The organism is Staphylococcus sp. Y174-1 (genome assembly GCF_049897865.1).
GTDB classification, from domain to species: Bacteria; Bacillota; Bacilli; order Staphylococcales; family Staphylococcaceae; genus Staphylococcus; species Staphylococcus saprophyticus.
This window is the reverse complement of sequence record NZ_JAFCXB010000003.1, coordinates 64,795-79,726: the sequence shown is the minus strand read 5'-3', so window position 1 is coordinate 79,726 and position 14,932 is coordinate 64,795. Positions and strand designations below refer to the sequence as shown.

Sequence of the window (14,932 nt, the reverse complement as noted above, 5' to 3'; positions counted from 1 at the left end):
TGATTATATGAAACCAATCAATCCAGATGTACCAGATGAATACAAATACGAAACTGATTACCGTAATATACCTAGAGAGTATCTTAATCCACGTATACCAAAAGGGCGTGGAATTGTTAAGTGGCAAGCCTTTAAGACGCTGCCTGAGCAATACGAGCAACTAGAACAATACATACAAGACCAAAATAAAATTGAAAAACCGATATTAGACGACGATCAGTTGAATGAATTAAATAACACATTAATTTTCAAAATGTACAACGACCCATCTATTGAATTGCGTTACTTCGAAAATGGATATATTAAAACGAAAGTAGGTTACATTCATAAAGTAGATGTGTATACTAAAACACTGCACATGTATGAAGATACTGGAATTAGTATATTGAATTTAAAAGATATTGTGGAGATAAAATAAGCCCACCTAAATGAAAAGATGGGGTTAACTATTTGATTTCTATAATATTTAAACCTTCTGAAAATTCAGGGGGTTCGAAGAAACTAGAAACATATTCGAAAGTTTCTTTAGTATCGAATTGTTCTCTTTCTGGTTCTTCACTACGTCTTATATTAATTTGTTTCAAACATTTATCATCACTTATATTGAGAAAAATTAATTGATGATTTGCATTAATTTCTGAAGCTACACTTAATAGCCATTTTCTTTGAGTTTTAGTGTTACCTGGAAAATCTAATACTACATTACTACCGACTTTTAAAATTCGCTGGATGTGCTCTTTCAATAATGGTTTTATTAACTTTGAGTAACTTAAGTAATCATCAAAATCATTTATTTGATTTGGATATAATTTTTCTAACCATTCATCTTCAGACAATAAAACTGCATTTTCAGTTTGTGCTATCTCTTTAGATCTAGTTGATTTTCCTGCTCCCATTTTTCCTGAGAAAAAATATAAAGTTCCTAAATTATTCAAATTTATGTACCTCCGATTTTTTTGAAAAGTGTGTAAACGAATTCTTCTTGTGTTGATATTAATTATATGAAAAATTATATTAACAAACAACCCCCCACTCATTTATATGAATAGGTGGGTTGTTTTGTATGTCAATTAAGATGAAAAATAATAAGGGTAGGTGTACTACCCTTATTATTAATTTATAGCCATCCGAGACTTTTAGCAATTGTGAAACCTAAACCAACTATACCAATAGTCCAACCTATAATTGTGTTTCTATTTTGCTTTGCTTCTTTGTCTAATTCTTTATTGTTTTTTAGTAAAATATTTTCAACTTCAGAATTAGTAGGTAACTTACTAATAGAATTTTGCATTTCACTGCGTAAATAATTAGAATTAGTATTCATTTCTGTACGTAAACTATTCATATTATTGTTCATATCAGTTCTGATGCTATTCATGTTGTTATTCATATCAGTTCTCATAGCACGCATTTCATCTTTGAATTCTTTTATTCCATTATTAAATTCATCTCTAGTTACATAGTTGTTCATATCGCCACCTCCGGATTCATCGTTTTTATTTAATTCCATTATATCATCTTTTTGATTTTTAGTATCATTCATAAAATTGACTGGAATATCACCATTTGGATATATTCTGTTTAATAAAGTTTTGTGAGGTACAGGCTCTAAATTACTCATTATTAATCTCCTTGTGATGATAAATAGGTATTTTAGTACTTAAAATTTCGTTCTGTTGTGGCCAAGTCATCCAATTCATAAAAGTATCTTTGTCAATTTCTTCTTTACCAATTTCTTCAGGCAAGACTAATACTTTTAATTGTTGATAAATATTAGTGAAATCGTAACTTCTATTATTAGGTTCAAATTTATATAACGTGAATTGGATTGTTTCATAAGGTTTTTTCATGGTTTCGGCATTTAAATTTAATGTCCAAAAATTACGTAAATCAAAACCGATACCTCCAACCTTATCGTATAATAGAATTATTAAATATAATTCATTATCTGTATTATAAGGATTATCAATTTTGTCTAAACCACTCAAAGTGAATTTAATACCTAATTCTGCGTGTTCATATAACAATGAAAAGTCTAGCAATGGATCATGTTCAGGTTTGCCTGTTTGACCTATGTAAAACTGTAAATTACTTAGTGTAGGTTTTATTTCTAAATTACTATTTCCAACACCCATTCTACATACCCCCTTATTTAATTTTTTTATATTCAAACACACGCAATGCCTCAAACTGAAATTATTAAAATTCGTGCAACTTATTAATGGATATTGTAAAAAAGATAATGATTTAATTGTACTATATCTAAAAAATAATGGTGATAACAAAAAGTTATGATTAATATAAAAATTTAAGAATTTGTTTATATTTAATGATAATATGGACATAATTATAGAACGTCAAACGAACAACTATACGTTAATTTATTTCTCGATGCAGCACAGGGCGAATGTCAGAATAGATAAATCTCTTAATTATGGTTAGAATATTTAAAGTATATAAAATATTTCCAAAAAGGAAGATGTGAAATGATTGAATATGAATGGTTGCATCTAAAAAGTGAAAATAGATCTAATAGTAAAATTTTGAATGTTTTGCATCCCGATTTTAAAGAATTTGGAAAGTCGGGAAAAGTTTTTTATAAAACTGATATAAAGCAAGCACAACTAGATGAAGATGACTATAGGATTAGTAATTTTGAAGAATACATATTGTCTGAAGATTGTATATTATGTACATATACTATGGTTAATACAACAAATAATATTATAACTAATCGAAGTTCTATTTGGAAATACTATAAAAATGATTGGAAGTTATTGTTTCATCAAGGTACAGAAATACAATAGCTGTAAGTTATATTTATCATTCAACGTAGTACAGAGTGTAAAATTTTGGTTTTGTAGTTGTATAATTATTTGATCACAATAAGTAGGTTTAGATAATCTATAGCACGATGTCTATGTGACTAGGTAAGTTATATTAAAAACTCACTACAACTTACAAGATTTGAATCAGTTCGTTTATTAAAAGTGAAACCGTGTTTTTAATAAACGAAGGAGAAGACTCAATTTTAGTTTCGTTAAACTTTATAAATAAATTAAGTGTTTAAGTAATACAATTTTCTTGTTATTTTAAAAAATTTATATGAGAATGGTAATATATTACATCATATTAAAAAGGGGAGAAATAATGGACAAAGGACAATTAGAAGATAATTTAGCAACCGAACTTGGTTACTTGGAACGACTTGTAAATGATAATGAAAATACTATATTAGGTGATTTGAAAATGGGTAGAAATATAGAAGAATCCCTTAGTTGGTTTTTAGTTAATTTCTTTGCTCAATTTTCAGAAGAAAATTTTATTTTAAGCAAATACACAATATTAGATGCCTTTGATTATGTTAATAGTAGTAAAGTTTTATTATTAAACGGAGAAAAAGGATTGATATTTAATAAGGAAGAAAAGTCTGTTGAAATTATAAATGTAAAGGTGGACAAAGTTAAGTTCAACTATGCAAATTTTGCAGTTTATGATGAAATGGAGAAAAAGACTGTTTCTTACCCGAAAATTGAGGAATTGACTTTCGAAATAAATGAATGTAATAATCTTTTTACAATTTCTGAAAAAGCTATAGTTTCTTCAAACCAGAATGAAGACTTCCAAAAACTAATTGAAATGTTATGTATAAACAAATGGTCTTGATAAAATTTTTATATTACTTATTATGTGCTACTTTAATAAATTTATTTTAAGGAATCGGAATAGATTAATTACAGATATCAATAAAAACCAAAAATAGGTATCTCACACATACGATACGTGGTCATAATTTGGTCATAACAGAATGAAAAAACTAAAAATAATGGCATATGTAAAATTATAAAACATTGATTTAACAGTCTTTTGTTAACGTATTTATAGTAGTTTGTATATGTACAGAATGCCAGGTATGATGTAAAATAGCATTCAAACACTGATTTGAAGGCATTTAAAAGTCATGAATAACATCATATTGACATAAAAATTTAAAATAATTCATTAGAGACGTTTTCCATTAGGGCACTCAACCCTTTGGAAAGCGTCTTTTTAGTTTCCTAATTGTTATTTGAAACGGACGTTGATTATTTTCGGTTAATCCTTGTGATATAATTGTCCATGTATTTCAATAATACTAAATCAATATCAATTAAAATGATATCGTGCATGTGTCTGTGTTGCATTGAAAAGTAATTAGTTAGATAATTATATATATAATGATTACATAGGGTGAATATAGATGAATGAAATTTTTGTTTTTATAATAGAAACGAATGATGGGAATGTATTTCGCGAGTATGTAGAAAATGTTTTAGAAATCGATGAAAGATTAGCTTTGGAACGATTTGAAAAAGCAATTAGAAAACATCGTTATTTTTATTTAAAAGATAGTGGCAGATATATAAATGTTAGTCATATAATATCAATAAAAGTAGAAATAATGTAAAACTCATCCATTTTTAAATAACCTTTGTATGTTTATTGATAACTATCATTTAACTTTAAAAATTTAATGTATTATTTTATTTATGCTTTCCATAAGTTTTACACTTTTGGGAAGCGTTTTTAGTTTGAATAATGATTTATGGTGTGATTGTTTCATATGTTAAAATAAACCCAAATGATTATTAGGAGCGACGTAATGACTAGAAAAACAACTTTTTTAAAAGCGATTGACCAACTTTATGAAACCGCACACTTATTAAATCAATATGAAAATATACCGAGAAAATATGGTACAGATGATGAATTGTATATGGTCGAAGCACATATGATTAATCTGATTGGTGTCAATAAGGTAATGAATATATCTGAAATTGCTAAACAAATGAATAGAACTAAAAGCGCGGCTTCACAAAAAATAACAAGGCTTGTTCAAAAAGGCTTAGTTGTTAAAAATAAAAGTACACATAGTTCTAGAGAAGTCAGTATCGAATTAACTGATAAAGGCGAAAAAGTATTTCAATATCATCAGGCATTAGATAGTAACGTTTATAACACTTATTTAGAAAAACTAGAAACATATGATACTAAAGATTTTGAAAACATTGAGCATTTTTTAAACATGATAAGTGAAAACTTAAATTATTTAATAAATGATACACGAAATCATTAACCTATATATTAAAAGTAGACACTACAATTAATCCAAATTTTTAACCAAATTAAACTATTGTATGCCGCCATGTTTTGATTCAGAAACGCCATAATTTATATAGCCATATTGTTCGTAAAAAGAAATCAAAGAAGCTTTGCAAGTTAATGTTATACCTTGACGTTCATGTTCTATTGCAAGATGTTCTAAATGATCCAATAATTTTCCTGCAAGACCTTGGTTTCTATAACTTTCACCTACAACCAGCCCTAAAATAGCGATATAGCCGCCATGGGGAGGGTTCTTTGTAGTTTCATCAAATAAATCATCAGTGATAAAAGCTTGATTAATAACAGGACCATTGACATAGCCAGCGATTTCACCATCATATTCTGCTACGATAAATGTATCTTTGATAACATTAATTCTATTAATAAGTGCTTCTTTTGAAGCGGCTTCAGATGAAAAACCCTTATTCTCAATTTGTAAAATAGTATTCAAGTCACGCATAGCCACAGTTCTGAAATGATACATTAATGATTCCTCACTTTATTTTTGAATTTTTGAAATTAAAAATAGTTTAGCACCTTAACTATTTTCCATCAAATATTAAAAATATGTATAGAAATTTGGTTATATAACAAATATTAAGTGTCAATGAGTCGTATCGTTCATATTAAGAAAATAAAATTTCAATATATAAGATAAGGGATTACATTTGTTATATGAATAATTTTTTAACGATTTGGGTAAAGTAAGTAGGTATAATTAGTAACGGTTCTTATACAAGTGTGATAAGTTTCTAATATTTTATAAGAAAAGGAGCTAAATTATGACAAAACCAACAGTGTATGAGGTTCTTGATTCAGGAGTGAATTATCTGTTATCAGGTTACGATAATTGGAGTAATGAACAGGTATTAGACGATAAAATTGACGCTTTTCCTAATACAATTCACTGGCAATATGGGCATGTGCTAACGATTTTTGAAAGTGTATTGTCATTATGTGAACAAAATGAAGTTGATATTGCTAAGTATACAAATTTATTTGGATATGGTTCTTCACCTGAAAAATGGGGAGATAGTGACGTACCTACAATTGATGAAATATTTAAACACATTAGAACATTACCTGAACGTGCTCGCAAACTTACAGATGAACAATTAGAACAAGAGCTTACTGAAACAATAGCTGGTTGTAGTACATTAAATGAATTATTAGTTCTCAATGCGATTCATATTCCGTTACACGCTGGAAAAATAGAAGAAATGTCGCGTGTACTTAAACAACAACAATAAAAAAATGGAGCGTGTCTGATGTGACATGCTCCATTTTTTTAACTATATTATTTTTGTAACTCAGCAATAGCTTTTGCAATAGAATCAAATACATGTGGAATATCATCTTTTTCAACACAACTAAATGCAATTCTAATATCAGTATCGTTAAGTGCGATGATACCGATAGAATAGTTATTGATAAGATGAAGTCGTAATTGTTCAGGATCTACATCATAAACTTTTAAAGCCATGAAATAACCAGAATTAAAGTCGTAAGCTTTCCAGTAGGATGCATATTGTGGGTCATAAACCACTGCTTTTGTAACTTCATATCTCGCTTGTAGCGTATCAATATTTTCTTGAATCTCTTTGTCGAAAGTTTCAGGATGCTCTAATACATATTTCACTGCACTTTGTGAAGGCATAGGTCCGCTAGATATATTACTTCTGATTAGTCCTTTAACTTTTGCTTCTAGGACTTGTTTTGTTGTTTCATTGGATACACCAAAGCTCATAAAACCTACACGTAATCCCCAAGCGAAGAACTCTTTCGTTGCACCATCTAATCTGATAGGTAATAAATTATCTAAATGCAAGTTTGTTAGTGCAGTAAATAATGATTGTGTATAAACATCTTCATAGAATAAGCCGTAATAAGCATCATCTACTAAAGCAATTACATTGGTACCACGTTTAGCTAATGCTTGAATTGTTTCAACAATTGTTTTTACTTCATCTTTTGTAGGTGTATAGCCTGTTGGGTTATTTGGATAATTTAAAATTAACATCACTTTATCTTTTGTATAATTTTCTAAAGTTGCAATTAAGTTTTCTGTCGTAAAGTGTCCTAACTCATCAAAAATATCATAAGTTTCGATATCCGCACTATGTCTCGTACTATAAACTAATTTATAATTTCCCCAATTGTGCGTTGGTAATAAAATCGTATCGCCACTATCAATAAACATATCTGCAACGAGTGATAAACCATGTGTTAACGCATTTGTAAGTATTGGTCTTGTCATATCAGTTGCATTTAAATCAGGATTTTCTTTTAGCATTTTCTGCTGCCATAAATCGCGTAGTGATTCTATACCTTGTGGTGGGGCATATGGAAAGATTTCATCTGGTTCTAAGTTTGTAAAAACGTCATTAAGCGTGTCAGCATACATCTTGCTATGCTTATATGTTGCCATACCAATTGTGGCATTATATTGAGTAGATTTTGCTTCAGCAGATTGAGATAAAATGCCTTTTGGATAATACATTAATTTTCCTAGGTCAGATAACATATCTGCAATTTCAGGGTTTGATTTAGATAATTGTTCATTTAAATCTAAAGCTAAAGGATTCATATGTGGGTCAACCTCTCTTTTACTTTTTCAATGATACCTTTATATTATCTTGAAATAGCTTAAAATTAAAGCTTAGTGGCTATATTAAATTAAAATTTAAAAAATCTATACATTTATACGAACACACGTTCTGTTTTGTGTTAGAATGTGGATAGGCCATCGAATTCCTACATGGTACTTTTTTCTGTGGGAGGTGTAATATGATCTCGTGGTGGCAAGAAATAATTACAACTTTATTAACAGGTAGCTTACTTGTTGTTTTTCGTGTTTGGTTAGAAAATAAATGGAATGACAAATAGGTGGCCTTACACAAAAAACCCCAAGTCTGTTGGCCCAGACTTGGGGTTGTGTAATATAATCCGTGGATACATTTACAAGTTTATCATCCAGAACGAAATACTGCAATCAATTTATTTTACAGTTAACATAACTTATGATTAAAAAAATATAAGTTCTCAATTATAGGTTTTTAGTAATTATTGGTAAAATTTGATACAATAACATTGTTTGAGGTGAAGAGATGAAACATTTAACAAAGATATTTGTAATTATTGCAATCGTCTTGTTCATCGTTGGTTATTATTTACAGGCAACAGGACAAGAAGATTCTGGAATTAAATTACTTATTGCTGCAATTATGTTTATGATTTGTGCTTTTATTAATAGAAGCAATAATAGACGTAAGAAGAGAAATCAAAATCGAAAATAGAGTCAATAAAACTATAGTTAGTGTGGAGCTGAGTCGAATTTAGCAAAGCACTAGCTATATTTTTTTATTTTAAAACGCAAAATGACTAATGACGAATTGCATTATCAAGTAAAATAATAAAGTGTATGCAATTAATTATAAATTAACACTTTACAAACGTGTATATATTGTGTATATACAGTTGTAGGGGGAGGATGTCCATGAAAATACTTTTAAAAAATAGTAGTGAACGACCTATTTATGAACAAATTAAGCAACAAATTAAAGAAAACATTTTAAAGGGCTATGTTGCACCAGGTGAGCATTTACCGTCTATGAGAGAATTAGCACATGATTTAAGTGTTAGCGTGATAACAACAAAGCGTGCATACGAAGATTTAGAAAAAGACGGCTTTGTTTATACTGTTAGAGGAAAAGGTACCTATGTTAAGGAACAAGATAATTCGATTTTAAAAGAAAAACAATTTATTGTTATTGAGTCATTAGCTAAATCAATGAGTAAAGAAGCTAAGACAATAGGCATGTCTTTATCTGAATTACAAGAAATCGTTGAGCTGATTTTTGAGGAGGGCGAAGAATGAACGCGATAGAATTGAATGCTGTCAATTATCAGTATAAAGAATTCAAACTAAAGGACGTTTCTTTTCGAGTTTCTCAAGGATTTGTTACTGGATTTATTGGAGCTAATGGCGTTGGTAAAACGACAATCATTAGATTAATTATGGATCTTATAGAACCAGATGAAGGTGAAATTCGCTTATTTGATAAAAGAATGGATCGTCATGCAGTTGAAATAAAAAATAAAATTGGTTTTATTTATTCAGAATTATATTTAAATGATAAGTGGAATGTTAAAAAAATTGAGTCTTATATTGCGCCTTTTTATGCAATAGCATTTAGTCATCATGCAGAGCTATTTATACTTGATGAACCACCTCTGGTCTCGATCCAATTGTTAGAAATGAAGTGTTAGATGTCATTCAAGAAGAATTAATTGATGAAAAAAATCCGTTTTTATTTCTACACATATCATTTCAGATTTGGAGAAAATTGCTGATTATCTGGTTTATATCAAGGATGGAGAAATCATTTTGAACCACTTTTTAGATGATATTCTAAATCAATATCAAATTGTTAAAGGCGACCCAAATCAACTAGATAATGAATTGATTGATTTAACGCATTACATTGAATATAATCATACGGGTTTTACAGCACTTACGACACATGCTAATGTGTTTAAAGAACTATTTGGTAGTGATGTGGCAATAACGAATCCAACCATCGAAGAACTAATGGTTTACCTCGAAAAAGGGCAACGAAAACATAAACAGTATAGTGATGGAATTATATAGTGGGGAGGCCATTCGATGAAGAATTTACTAATTAGAAATATTAAACTACGTAAATGGACTATCGTTATTTATGCCGTATTATTATTAATATCTCCATTACAATTAATAATCGAAAATCATTCATTGCTTACAAGAATACTTTATTCTTTAGTTGCTATGATTTTACTATTTGTTTCTGTCCTTGATTCAGGACATGTATTTCGACTGAATAGTAAGTTAGGCCACTCAAATGCGTATGATTTTTTTGGTAGTTTGCCAGTATCCAAAAAGGATATGCTTAATGCAAACTATGTAACCTTAATTTTATATACACTGATTGGGGCTGGAATATTATCACTTTTTACATATTCCTAATTCAAATTTTGCTGCTAGTGGCATTAGTATTGATGTTACTTTACCTTATTCATATATCGCAATTAATTTCTTTGCTATACCTATCGCATTTAAAAAATATTCCGAACAAAAATCTGAAAATATTTCTTATTTAATGTATTTACTTGTGATGTTACTCATTATTCCAATTGTTGCAGTGCTTATAACATTAGCAGTATTACTCATATTCAAAATTAAGTTAACTGCACTTGATTATTTTGAGCCAGTTTTTAATTATGGCTTTTTAGGCTTAAGTATCATTTTTCTTATAGCTAATTTTTTTATACATTATAAAAAAGTAAATTAACTTTAAAAGGAGGCGCATTTATGCAATTAAAGAATATAACAAAAACATATGGAAATAATAATGTGCTTGACCATATTGATTTTGATTTTGGTCAAAGTCAGATTGTTGGTTTGATTGGTAAAAATGGTGTCGGAAAGACAACCTTAATGAAAGTCATGAATGGAAATATTATCAATTATAAAGGAGACGTCAAATTAGGTAATAAGCAAAATGTTGGTTACTTAATTGAACATCCTAAATTGTATGATAATAAAACAGGTTTATTTAATTTAAAACTTTTTGCTAATGTCCTTGGTAATGGTTTTGATAAAAAATATGCAGATCAAATTATCGATGCATTTGGTATGAGACCCTATGTTAAAAAGAAAGTTAAAAAATACTCTATGGGTATGAAACAAAAATTGGCCATAGCAGTTTCATTAATGAATAAACCAAAGTATTTAATTTTAGATGAACCAACAAATGGTATGGATCCGGATGGTTCAATTGATGTGCTTAAAACAATACAATCGCTTGTTAAAGACTTAGATATGAAAATTTTAATTTCTAGTCATAAACTTGAAGATATTGAATTGATTTGTGATAGAGCCGTATTTTTACGTGATGGTAAGTTCGTGCAAGATGTAAATATGAAAGAGGGCACAGCATCTGATTCTACAGTCATTATATTTGAAAATGAGGATTTTGAAGCTGGATTAGCCTTCTTAAAAGAGCAATATAATGTAGTACAAACGCAAGAAGCTAGTGGCGAAGTGATTATCAATGCACAACGCAGCTATAAAGAAGTACTAAAAGGTTTAGCAAGTGAATCTGTTTTCCCTAAATTTATTGAGACGCGTAAGAGTTCGTTACGTGATACTTACTTCAATATTAATCAGAAAGGTGGCCAATAATGAATAGTTTACAACTCGTAAAATATGATATGTATAGTATTTTTAAAAGTCCATTAACTTACTTAGCATTACTTTTAACAATTTTACCATTGATTGGTTTTACAATATTATTTGTTCAACAATCAGATGAAATGAATGGTAATACATTACTCTCTATCGGTAGCTGGTTCTTTTCAATTATGGGCTTACTATTTGTAATAAAAACAATTACGCGTGATATTTCACAAGGTACAATTCAGCTTTATATGAATAAAACATCAAGCCGTATTGGTTATGTAATAGCTAAAGTAATTTCTATCATACTTATTGCGATACTGATTACAGCAGTTCTTGTGGGATTTGTACATATTGTGCAAGGTGTAGTTGATGGGAAGAACATTACTACTAGTAAAGCTTTTGAATTACTATGGTTCTTCTTAATGTTCCATTTATTCTTTGGTTTATTACTTTATTTATTTTCACTTATTGTGCCTAAGACAGCACTTATTTTTACACTAGGCATATTTTTAGTATTAATTGTTCCTTTCGCAGAACCATTTTTACCAATGATTCCTAAAATTGGTGATCATATTCAAGATTCATTAAAGTATATACCTTTTAGTTATTTAACTTCAAAAACAACTTCTGGGGACTATACATTCACAAATTGGCAATGGTTTATTACTTCAGCTTCAATTGTAATTTTATTTATTGTAAATATTTTCTATGTTTCTAAGAAAGATATTTAAAATAATAACCGATAAGTAAGTCAATATATAAAAGACGTATGAATTTGCGGTTAGTCTCAGCATCATTCATACGTCTTTTTACTATTTAATGATTAATTTATCTAAAATGGAGTCATATACATATTTCCAAAGTTGAGAATCTGTTTTATAACGATTCGTCATAATTTTATGTGCTTCTGCAGACTTATCTTCAAAGGTAGGATCATCTTTTGAAGGGACATCTGAACGTGTATCTTCAACAAAATGTTGAACTTGTCTAGCACGGGGACCCCAAACCGTTTCTTGTTCAAAATTATCATTAAGGAATACAAAAATAGGTATTGAACGTGCAGTACCATTTGTTAAATACTGATCAATTAAATCAGTGTTCTCATCACGATGGAAAACGCGAACTTCTAAATTTAAAGCTTCACTAATATGTTTTAAGATAGGTACATTCATCATGGCATCGCCACACCAATCTTCCGTGATAACTAACACTTTTGAATAATTTAATGATTTAATTTTTTCAATACGATCATCATTTAATGGTAAAGAGAAAGAATTGTAAATAGATAAGACATTCTCTTTGTTTTCAGTCATGACCTCGATATATTGATCAAGTGGTTGACTGTTTTTGAAATATGTTTCTAAACTTGTCATAATATTTCCCCCTTTAGCTTATTAGATATTATTATATCAATTATTTTATATGAAAGAAAATTTTAAATACTTTGAAAAGTTATGCATTTTACGACATTCTTTTAAGATGAAAGAGACTATTGTGTATGCTATATTGATTAAGTAAATGGAGTTGAAGGAAAGTGAATTTTCATAAAATAAATAAATGGCTAGTATGGAGTGTTTTTATGTTAATGGGAATAGCTACATTACTCATTGTAAGTTACATAAAAAATGAACATACTACAGATTTATCTCGTATTACCATTGATGACATGCAATTAAATGCAAAAATAGACAAAGATAAATTTATAGAAGATGACGAAATTCTTTTAAAAAAGCACAATTTATACACTAAACATAATCAACCTAATTTAGTATTTAAAGTGAATAAAGGTAATTCAAAAATAAAGGGTATGACATTAATTAAAAACACTGATGTTTATACAAACTTTGGTGGGAAAATTGAAGGGAATATTCAAGATGTTGTACATCATTTAGGAAGTAGCTATAAACAAAAGAAATTACGCGATGCCTATCGTTTAATGATATATTATGATAAAGATAATCATATAAAGTTATCTATTATATACAAACATGATAAAATAAAAAAGATTGAAGTTTACTCAAAATAATAATTAAAGAATGGTGATTTTATTGGATAATTACCATTCTTTAATTTTACATAATTTAAGAAATAGACTTTAGAATTTGAATGGTGGTAGATATTTTGGATAAAATCACTTTTTTAAATGAACTTGAACAAGAGCTCGATAATTTACCTAGGGCTGAGCGAGATAAAGTGATGTATGAATATGAACAATATTTTTTTGAGCAAGAAAGTGAAGGTAAAAATGAATATCAAATTATTGGGGCTTTAGAACCACCAAAAAAAATAGGTAAAGAAATAAATGCTAGAAGTGCAATTGTATCTGCTGAATACCGGACCAATGCTAGGACAATTTTAAGAGCAATCATGGCTTCATTAGGTATGGGCATTTTATCCTTAGTGATTATACTGATTCCAATGATATTTGTCGGTGGATTTATGTTGATATTGTTATGTGCTGCAATGGTTTTAGCTATAAGTCCGTTACTCTTAATCATACATGGATTACTGAACAGTATGTTTAGTTTGGCTATTAGTAATTATTTATTTGCATTTGCATTTAGTGGTTTAGGTATTGTCTTATTTGTAATTATTGCGAAGTTGGCTGAACTGGTGTATCGATTAATATTAAAATATTTACGCTGGAATATTAGAACGATTAAAGGAAGTGCAGAAGAATGAAGAAATTATTTTTGAGTGGTTTGAGTTTGTTCATTGTCTGTTTTCTTCTAGGATGTATAACGTGGTTTGGCTTTGAAAAACAAAATAATAAAATTAATACCATAGATAAAAACATTACTGATAAATCGATCGACTCTTTAAATATAAAAGGGATATCAACTAAAGTTAATATCACAAAAGGTGCCAAATTTACAGTGCGTTACAAGGGACAAAATAAGGTAGATATCAATCAAGAAGGTAATGAGTTAAGTGTTCATGAAACCAATGAAAAAGTAGATAAGTACGGTTTGAATTTTAATCCGTTTAGGCAGATACATGCTGAAATTAATATCACAATGCCAAGTGAAAAAATGGATGATTTGTATGTTTCTAATAGAGTTAATGAAGTGAATATACAGAACTTAGATATCGAAAGTGCTAATTTATCAATGCCTGAAACTGGTGCAGCACGTGTTTTCATCAAGAATTCATCAATTAAAAAATTAATATACAGAGGTATAAAATCCACAGTTCACTTTAATAGCAGTGAGATCTTGAATGCAGATATAAAAACTAAAAATGCCAGTATTATCGGAAAGCAATCTCTAATTAAAGATTCGGTACTATCTGCGAAACAGGGTAATATCAATTTAAGTGATATGGATATTGACTCTGCTTTTAAAGCGTCAACACAACATGGGGATATAAAGATGTCGTACAATCAAGCACCGGATAATACTTTGCTGAAATTAAACCCAGAAAAAGGGAAAGCCAACGTTAATAACAAAACTTTTGCAAATGATAGAGTAGGCGCTGGTAATCATGTATTGGAATTCTATACATTAAATGGGGATATTTATATAAATTAAATGAGCGAGTGGGATAGAAATCAAAGTATGCAAGATT

Annotated in this window: 22 protein-coding genes and 1 pseudogene; 17 read left to right on the top strand and 6 right to left on the bottom strand. The window is 29.0% G+C overall.

Annotated features, from left to right (window positions below; all coding sequences use genetic code 11):
* Positions 1 to 7: 7 nt before the first annotated feature.
* Positions 8 to 418 carry a YolD-like family protein gene (locus ACP7BT_RS11190; RefSeq protein WP_048787476.1) on the top strand — a complete coding sequence of 137 codons (411 nt, stop codon included), beginning with the start codon at positions 8 to 10 and terminating at the stop codon, positions 416 to 418.
* 28 nt (positions 419 to 446) lie between these two features.
* Here the strand turns inward: ACP7BT_RS11190 and ACP7BT_RS11185 are convergent, their stop codons facing one another.
* The 3 genes from ACP7BT_RS11185 to ACP7BT_RS11175 form a co-directional block, all read right to left on the bottom strand.
* Positions 447 to 935: an AAA family ATPase gene (locus tag ACP7BT_RS11185; RefSeq protein ID WP_002455578.1), complete on the bottom strand. Its 489-nt coding sequence runs from the start codon at positions 933 to 935 to the stop codon at positions 447 to 449.
* Between the two features lie 182 nt (positions 936 to 1,117).
* The gene (locus ACP7BT_RS11180; RefSeq protein ID WP_048787477.1) at positions 1,118 to 1,621 is read right to left on the bottom strand and encodes a hypothetical protein; all 504 of its coding nucleotides are present in this window, start codon (positions 1,619 to 1,621) and stop codon (positions 1,118 to 1,120) included.
* Positions 1,614 to 2,135, bottom strand: coding sequence for a hypothetical protein (locus ACP7BT_RS11175; protein ID WP_037554460.1), 522 nt, complete (start codon positions 2,133 to 2,135; stop codon positions 1,614 to 1,616). Before ACP7BT_RS11175 ends, ACP7BT_RS11180 begins: the two co-directional genes overlap by 8 nt.
* Before the next feature lie 351 nt (positions 2,136 to 2,486).
* On the opposite strand from ACP7BT_RS11175, the gene ACP7BT_RS11170 reads away from it, so the two are divergent.
* The 4 genes from ACP7BT_RS11170 (at position 2,487) to ACP7BT_RS11155 (ending at position 5,116) form a co-directional block, all read left to right on the top strand.
* Positions 2,487 to 2,807, top strand: a complete 321-nt coding sequence (locus tag ACP7BT_RS11170; protein WP_048787478.1) for a hypothetical protein — start codon at positions 2,487 to 2,489, stop codon at positions 2,805 to 2,807.
* 343 nt (positions 2,808 to 3,150) lie between these two features.
* Positions 3,151 to 3,666, top strand: a complete 516-nt coding sequence (locus tag ACP7BT_RS11165) for a hypothetical protein (RefSeq protein ID WP_048787479.1) — start codon at positions 3,151 to 3,153, stop codon at positions 3,664 to 3,666.
* 574 nt (positions 3,667 to 4,240) lie between these two features.
* Positions 4,241 to 4,447 carry a hypothetical protein gene (locus tag ACP7BT_RS11160; protein ID WP_011302733.1) on the top strand — a complete coding sequence of 69 codons (207 nt, stop codon included), beginning with the start codon at positions 4,241 to 4,243 and terminating at the stop codon, positions 4,445 to 4,447.
* Positions 4,448 to 4,642: 195 nt separating this feature from the next.
* Positions 4,643 to 5,116, top strand: a complete 474-nt coding sequence (locus ACP7BT_RS11155) for a MarR family winged helix-turn-helix transcriptional regulator (RefSeq protein WP_041079942.1) — start codon at positions 4,643 to 4,645, stop codon at positions 5,114 to 5,116.
* Between the two features lie 54 nt (positions 5,117 to 5,170).
* On the opposite strand, the gene ACP7BT_RS11150 is transcribed toward ACP7BT_RS11155, so the two are convergent.
* Complete coding sequence (locus tag ACP7BT_RS11150) at positions 5,171 to 5,629, bottom strand: GNAT family N-acetyltransferase (protein ID WP_041079944.1); 459 nt, start codon at positions 5,627 to 5,629, stop codon at positions 5,171 to 5,173.
* Positions 5,630 to 5,927: 298 nt separating this feature from the next.
* On the opposite strand from ACP7BT_RS11150, the gene ACP7BT_RS11145 reads away from it, so the two are divergent.
* Positions 5,928 to 6,395 carry a bacillithiol transferase BstA gene (locus tag ACP7BT_RS11145; protein WP_002482793.1) on the top strand — a complete coding sequence of 156 codons (468 nt, stop codon included), beginning with the start codon at positions 5,928 to 5,930 and terminating at the stop codon, positions 6,393 to 6,395.
* A gap of 47 nt (positions 6,396 to 6,442) precedes the next feature.
* Here the strand turns inward: ACP7BT_RS11145 and ACP7BT_RS11140 are convergent, their stop codons facing one another.
* Entirely contained in the window at positions 6,443 to 7,732 is a 1,290-nt protein-coding gene (locus tag ACP7BT_RS11140; protein WP_041079946.1) for an aminotransferase class I/II-fold pyridoxal phosphate-dependent enzyme, read from the bottom strand.
* Positions 7,733 to 7,935: 203 nt separating this feature from the next.
* Between ACP7BT_RS11140 and ACP7BT_RS11135 the strand changes: the two genes are divergently transcribed.
* From ACP7BT_RS11135 to pmtD, 8 genes and pseudogenes are all read left to right on the top strand, one after another.
* On the top strand, positions 7,936 to 8,031 hold the full coding sequence (locus ACP7BT_RS11135) for a Trp-rich small protein (RefSeq protein WP_100217374.1): 96 nt from the start codon (positions 7,936 to 7,938) through the stop codon (positions 8,029 to 8,031).
* A 221-nt stretch (positions 8,032 to 8,252) separates the two neighbouring features.
* Positions 8,253 to 8,441 carry an SE1626 family protein gene (locus ACP7BT_RS11130; protein ID WP_002482795.1) on the top strand — a complete coding sequence of 63 codons (189 nt, stop codon included), beginning with the start codon at positions 8,253 to 8,255 and terminating at the stop codon, positions 8,439 to 8,441.
* Between the two features lie 200 nt (positions 8,442 to 8,641).
* Complete coding sequence (gene pmtR, locus ACP7BT_RS11125) at positions 8,642 to 9,022, top strand: PSM export ABC transporter transcriptional regulator PmtR (RefSeq protein WP_002482796.1); 381 nt, start codon at positions 8,642 to 8,644, stop codon at positions 9,020 to 9,022.
* Positions 9,019 to 9,796: pseudogene (locus ACP7BT_RS11120) on the top strand (ATP-binding cassette domain-containing protein). Before pmtR ends, ACP7BT_RS11120 begins: the two are co-directional and overlap by 4 nt.
* 15 nt (positions 9,797 to 9,811) lie before the next feature.
* Complete coding sequence (gene pmtB / locus ACP7BT_RS11115) at positions 9,812 to 10,150, top strand: phenol-soluble modulin export ABC transporter permease subunit PmtB (protein WP_256121628.1); 339 nt, start codon at positions 9,812 to 9,814, stop codon at positions 10,148 to 10,150.
* Entirely contained in the window at positions 10,113 to 10,475 is a 363-nt protein-coding gene (locus tag ACP7BT_RS11110; RefSeq protein WP_228482841.1) for a hypothetical protein, read from the top strand. Before pmtB ends, ACP7BT_RS11110 begins: the two co-directional genes overlap by 38 nt.
* Positions 10,476 to 10,495: 20 nt before the next feature.
* Complete coding sequence (pmtC, locus tag ACP7BT_RS11105; RefSeq protein ID WP_069819657.1) at positions 10,496 to 11,368, top strand: phenol-soluble modulin export ABC transporter ATP-binding protein PmtC; 873 nt, start codon at positions 10,496 to 10,498, stop codon at positions 11,366 to 11,368.
* Positions 11,368 to 12,096: a phenol-soluble modulin export ABC transporter permease subunit PmtD gene (gene pmtD, locus ACP7BT_RS11100; protein ID WP_069821657.1), complete on the top strand. Its 729-nt coding sequence runs from the start codon at positions 11,368 to 11,370 to the stop codon at positions 12,094 to 12,096. The genes pmtC and pmtD overlap by 1 nt, the downstream gene beginning before the upstream one ends.
* 81 nt (positions 12,097 to 12,177) lie before the next feature.
* Here the strand turns inward: pmtD and ACP7BT_RS11095 are convergent, their stop codons facing one another.
* Positions 12,178 to 12,738 carry a thioredoxin family protein gene (locus tag ACP7BT_RS11095; RefSeq protein WP_002482801.1) on the bottom strand — a complete coding sequence of 187 codons (561 nt, stop codon included), beginning with the start codon at positions 12,736 to 12,738 and terminating at the stop codon, positions 12,178 to 12,180.
* Between the two features lie 206 nt (positions 12,739 to 12,944).
* Here ACP7BT_RS11095 and ACP7BT_RS11090 point away from each other — a divergent pair, with 206 nt between their 5' ends.
* The 3 genes from ACP7BT_RS11090 to ACP7BT_RS11080 all read left to right on the top strand — a co-directional run bounded on the left by ACP7BT_RS11090 (position 12,945) and on the right by ACP7BT_RS11080 (position 14,895).
* Complete coding sequence (locus tag ACP7BT_RS11090) at positions 12,945 to 13,391, top strand: hypothetical protein (RefSeq protein ID WP_228161157.1); 447 nt, start codon at positions 12,945 to 12,947, stop codon at positions 13,389 to 13,391.
* A gap of 95 nt (positions 13,392 to 13,486) precedes the next feature.
* Complete coding sequence (locus ACP7BT_RS11085; RefSeq protein WP_037538099.1) at positions 13,487 to 14,047, top strand: HAAS signaling domain-containing protein; 561 nt, start codon at positions 13,487 to 13,489, stop codon at positions 14,045 to 14,047.
* Entirely contained in the window at positions 14,044 to 14,895 is an 852-nt protein-coding gene (locus ACP7BT_RS11080; protein WP_069821655.1) for a DUF4097 family beta strand repeat-containing protein, read from the top strand. The genes ACP7BT_RS11085 and ACP7BT_RS11080 overlap by 4 nt, the downstream gene beginning before the upstream one ends.
* Positions 14,896 to 14,932 lie beyond the last annotated feature (37 nt).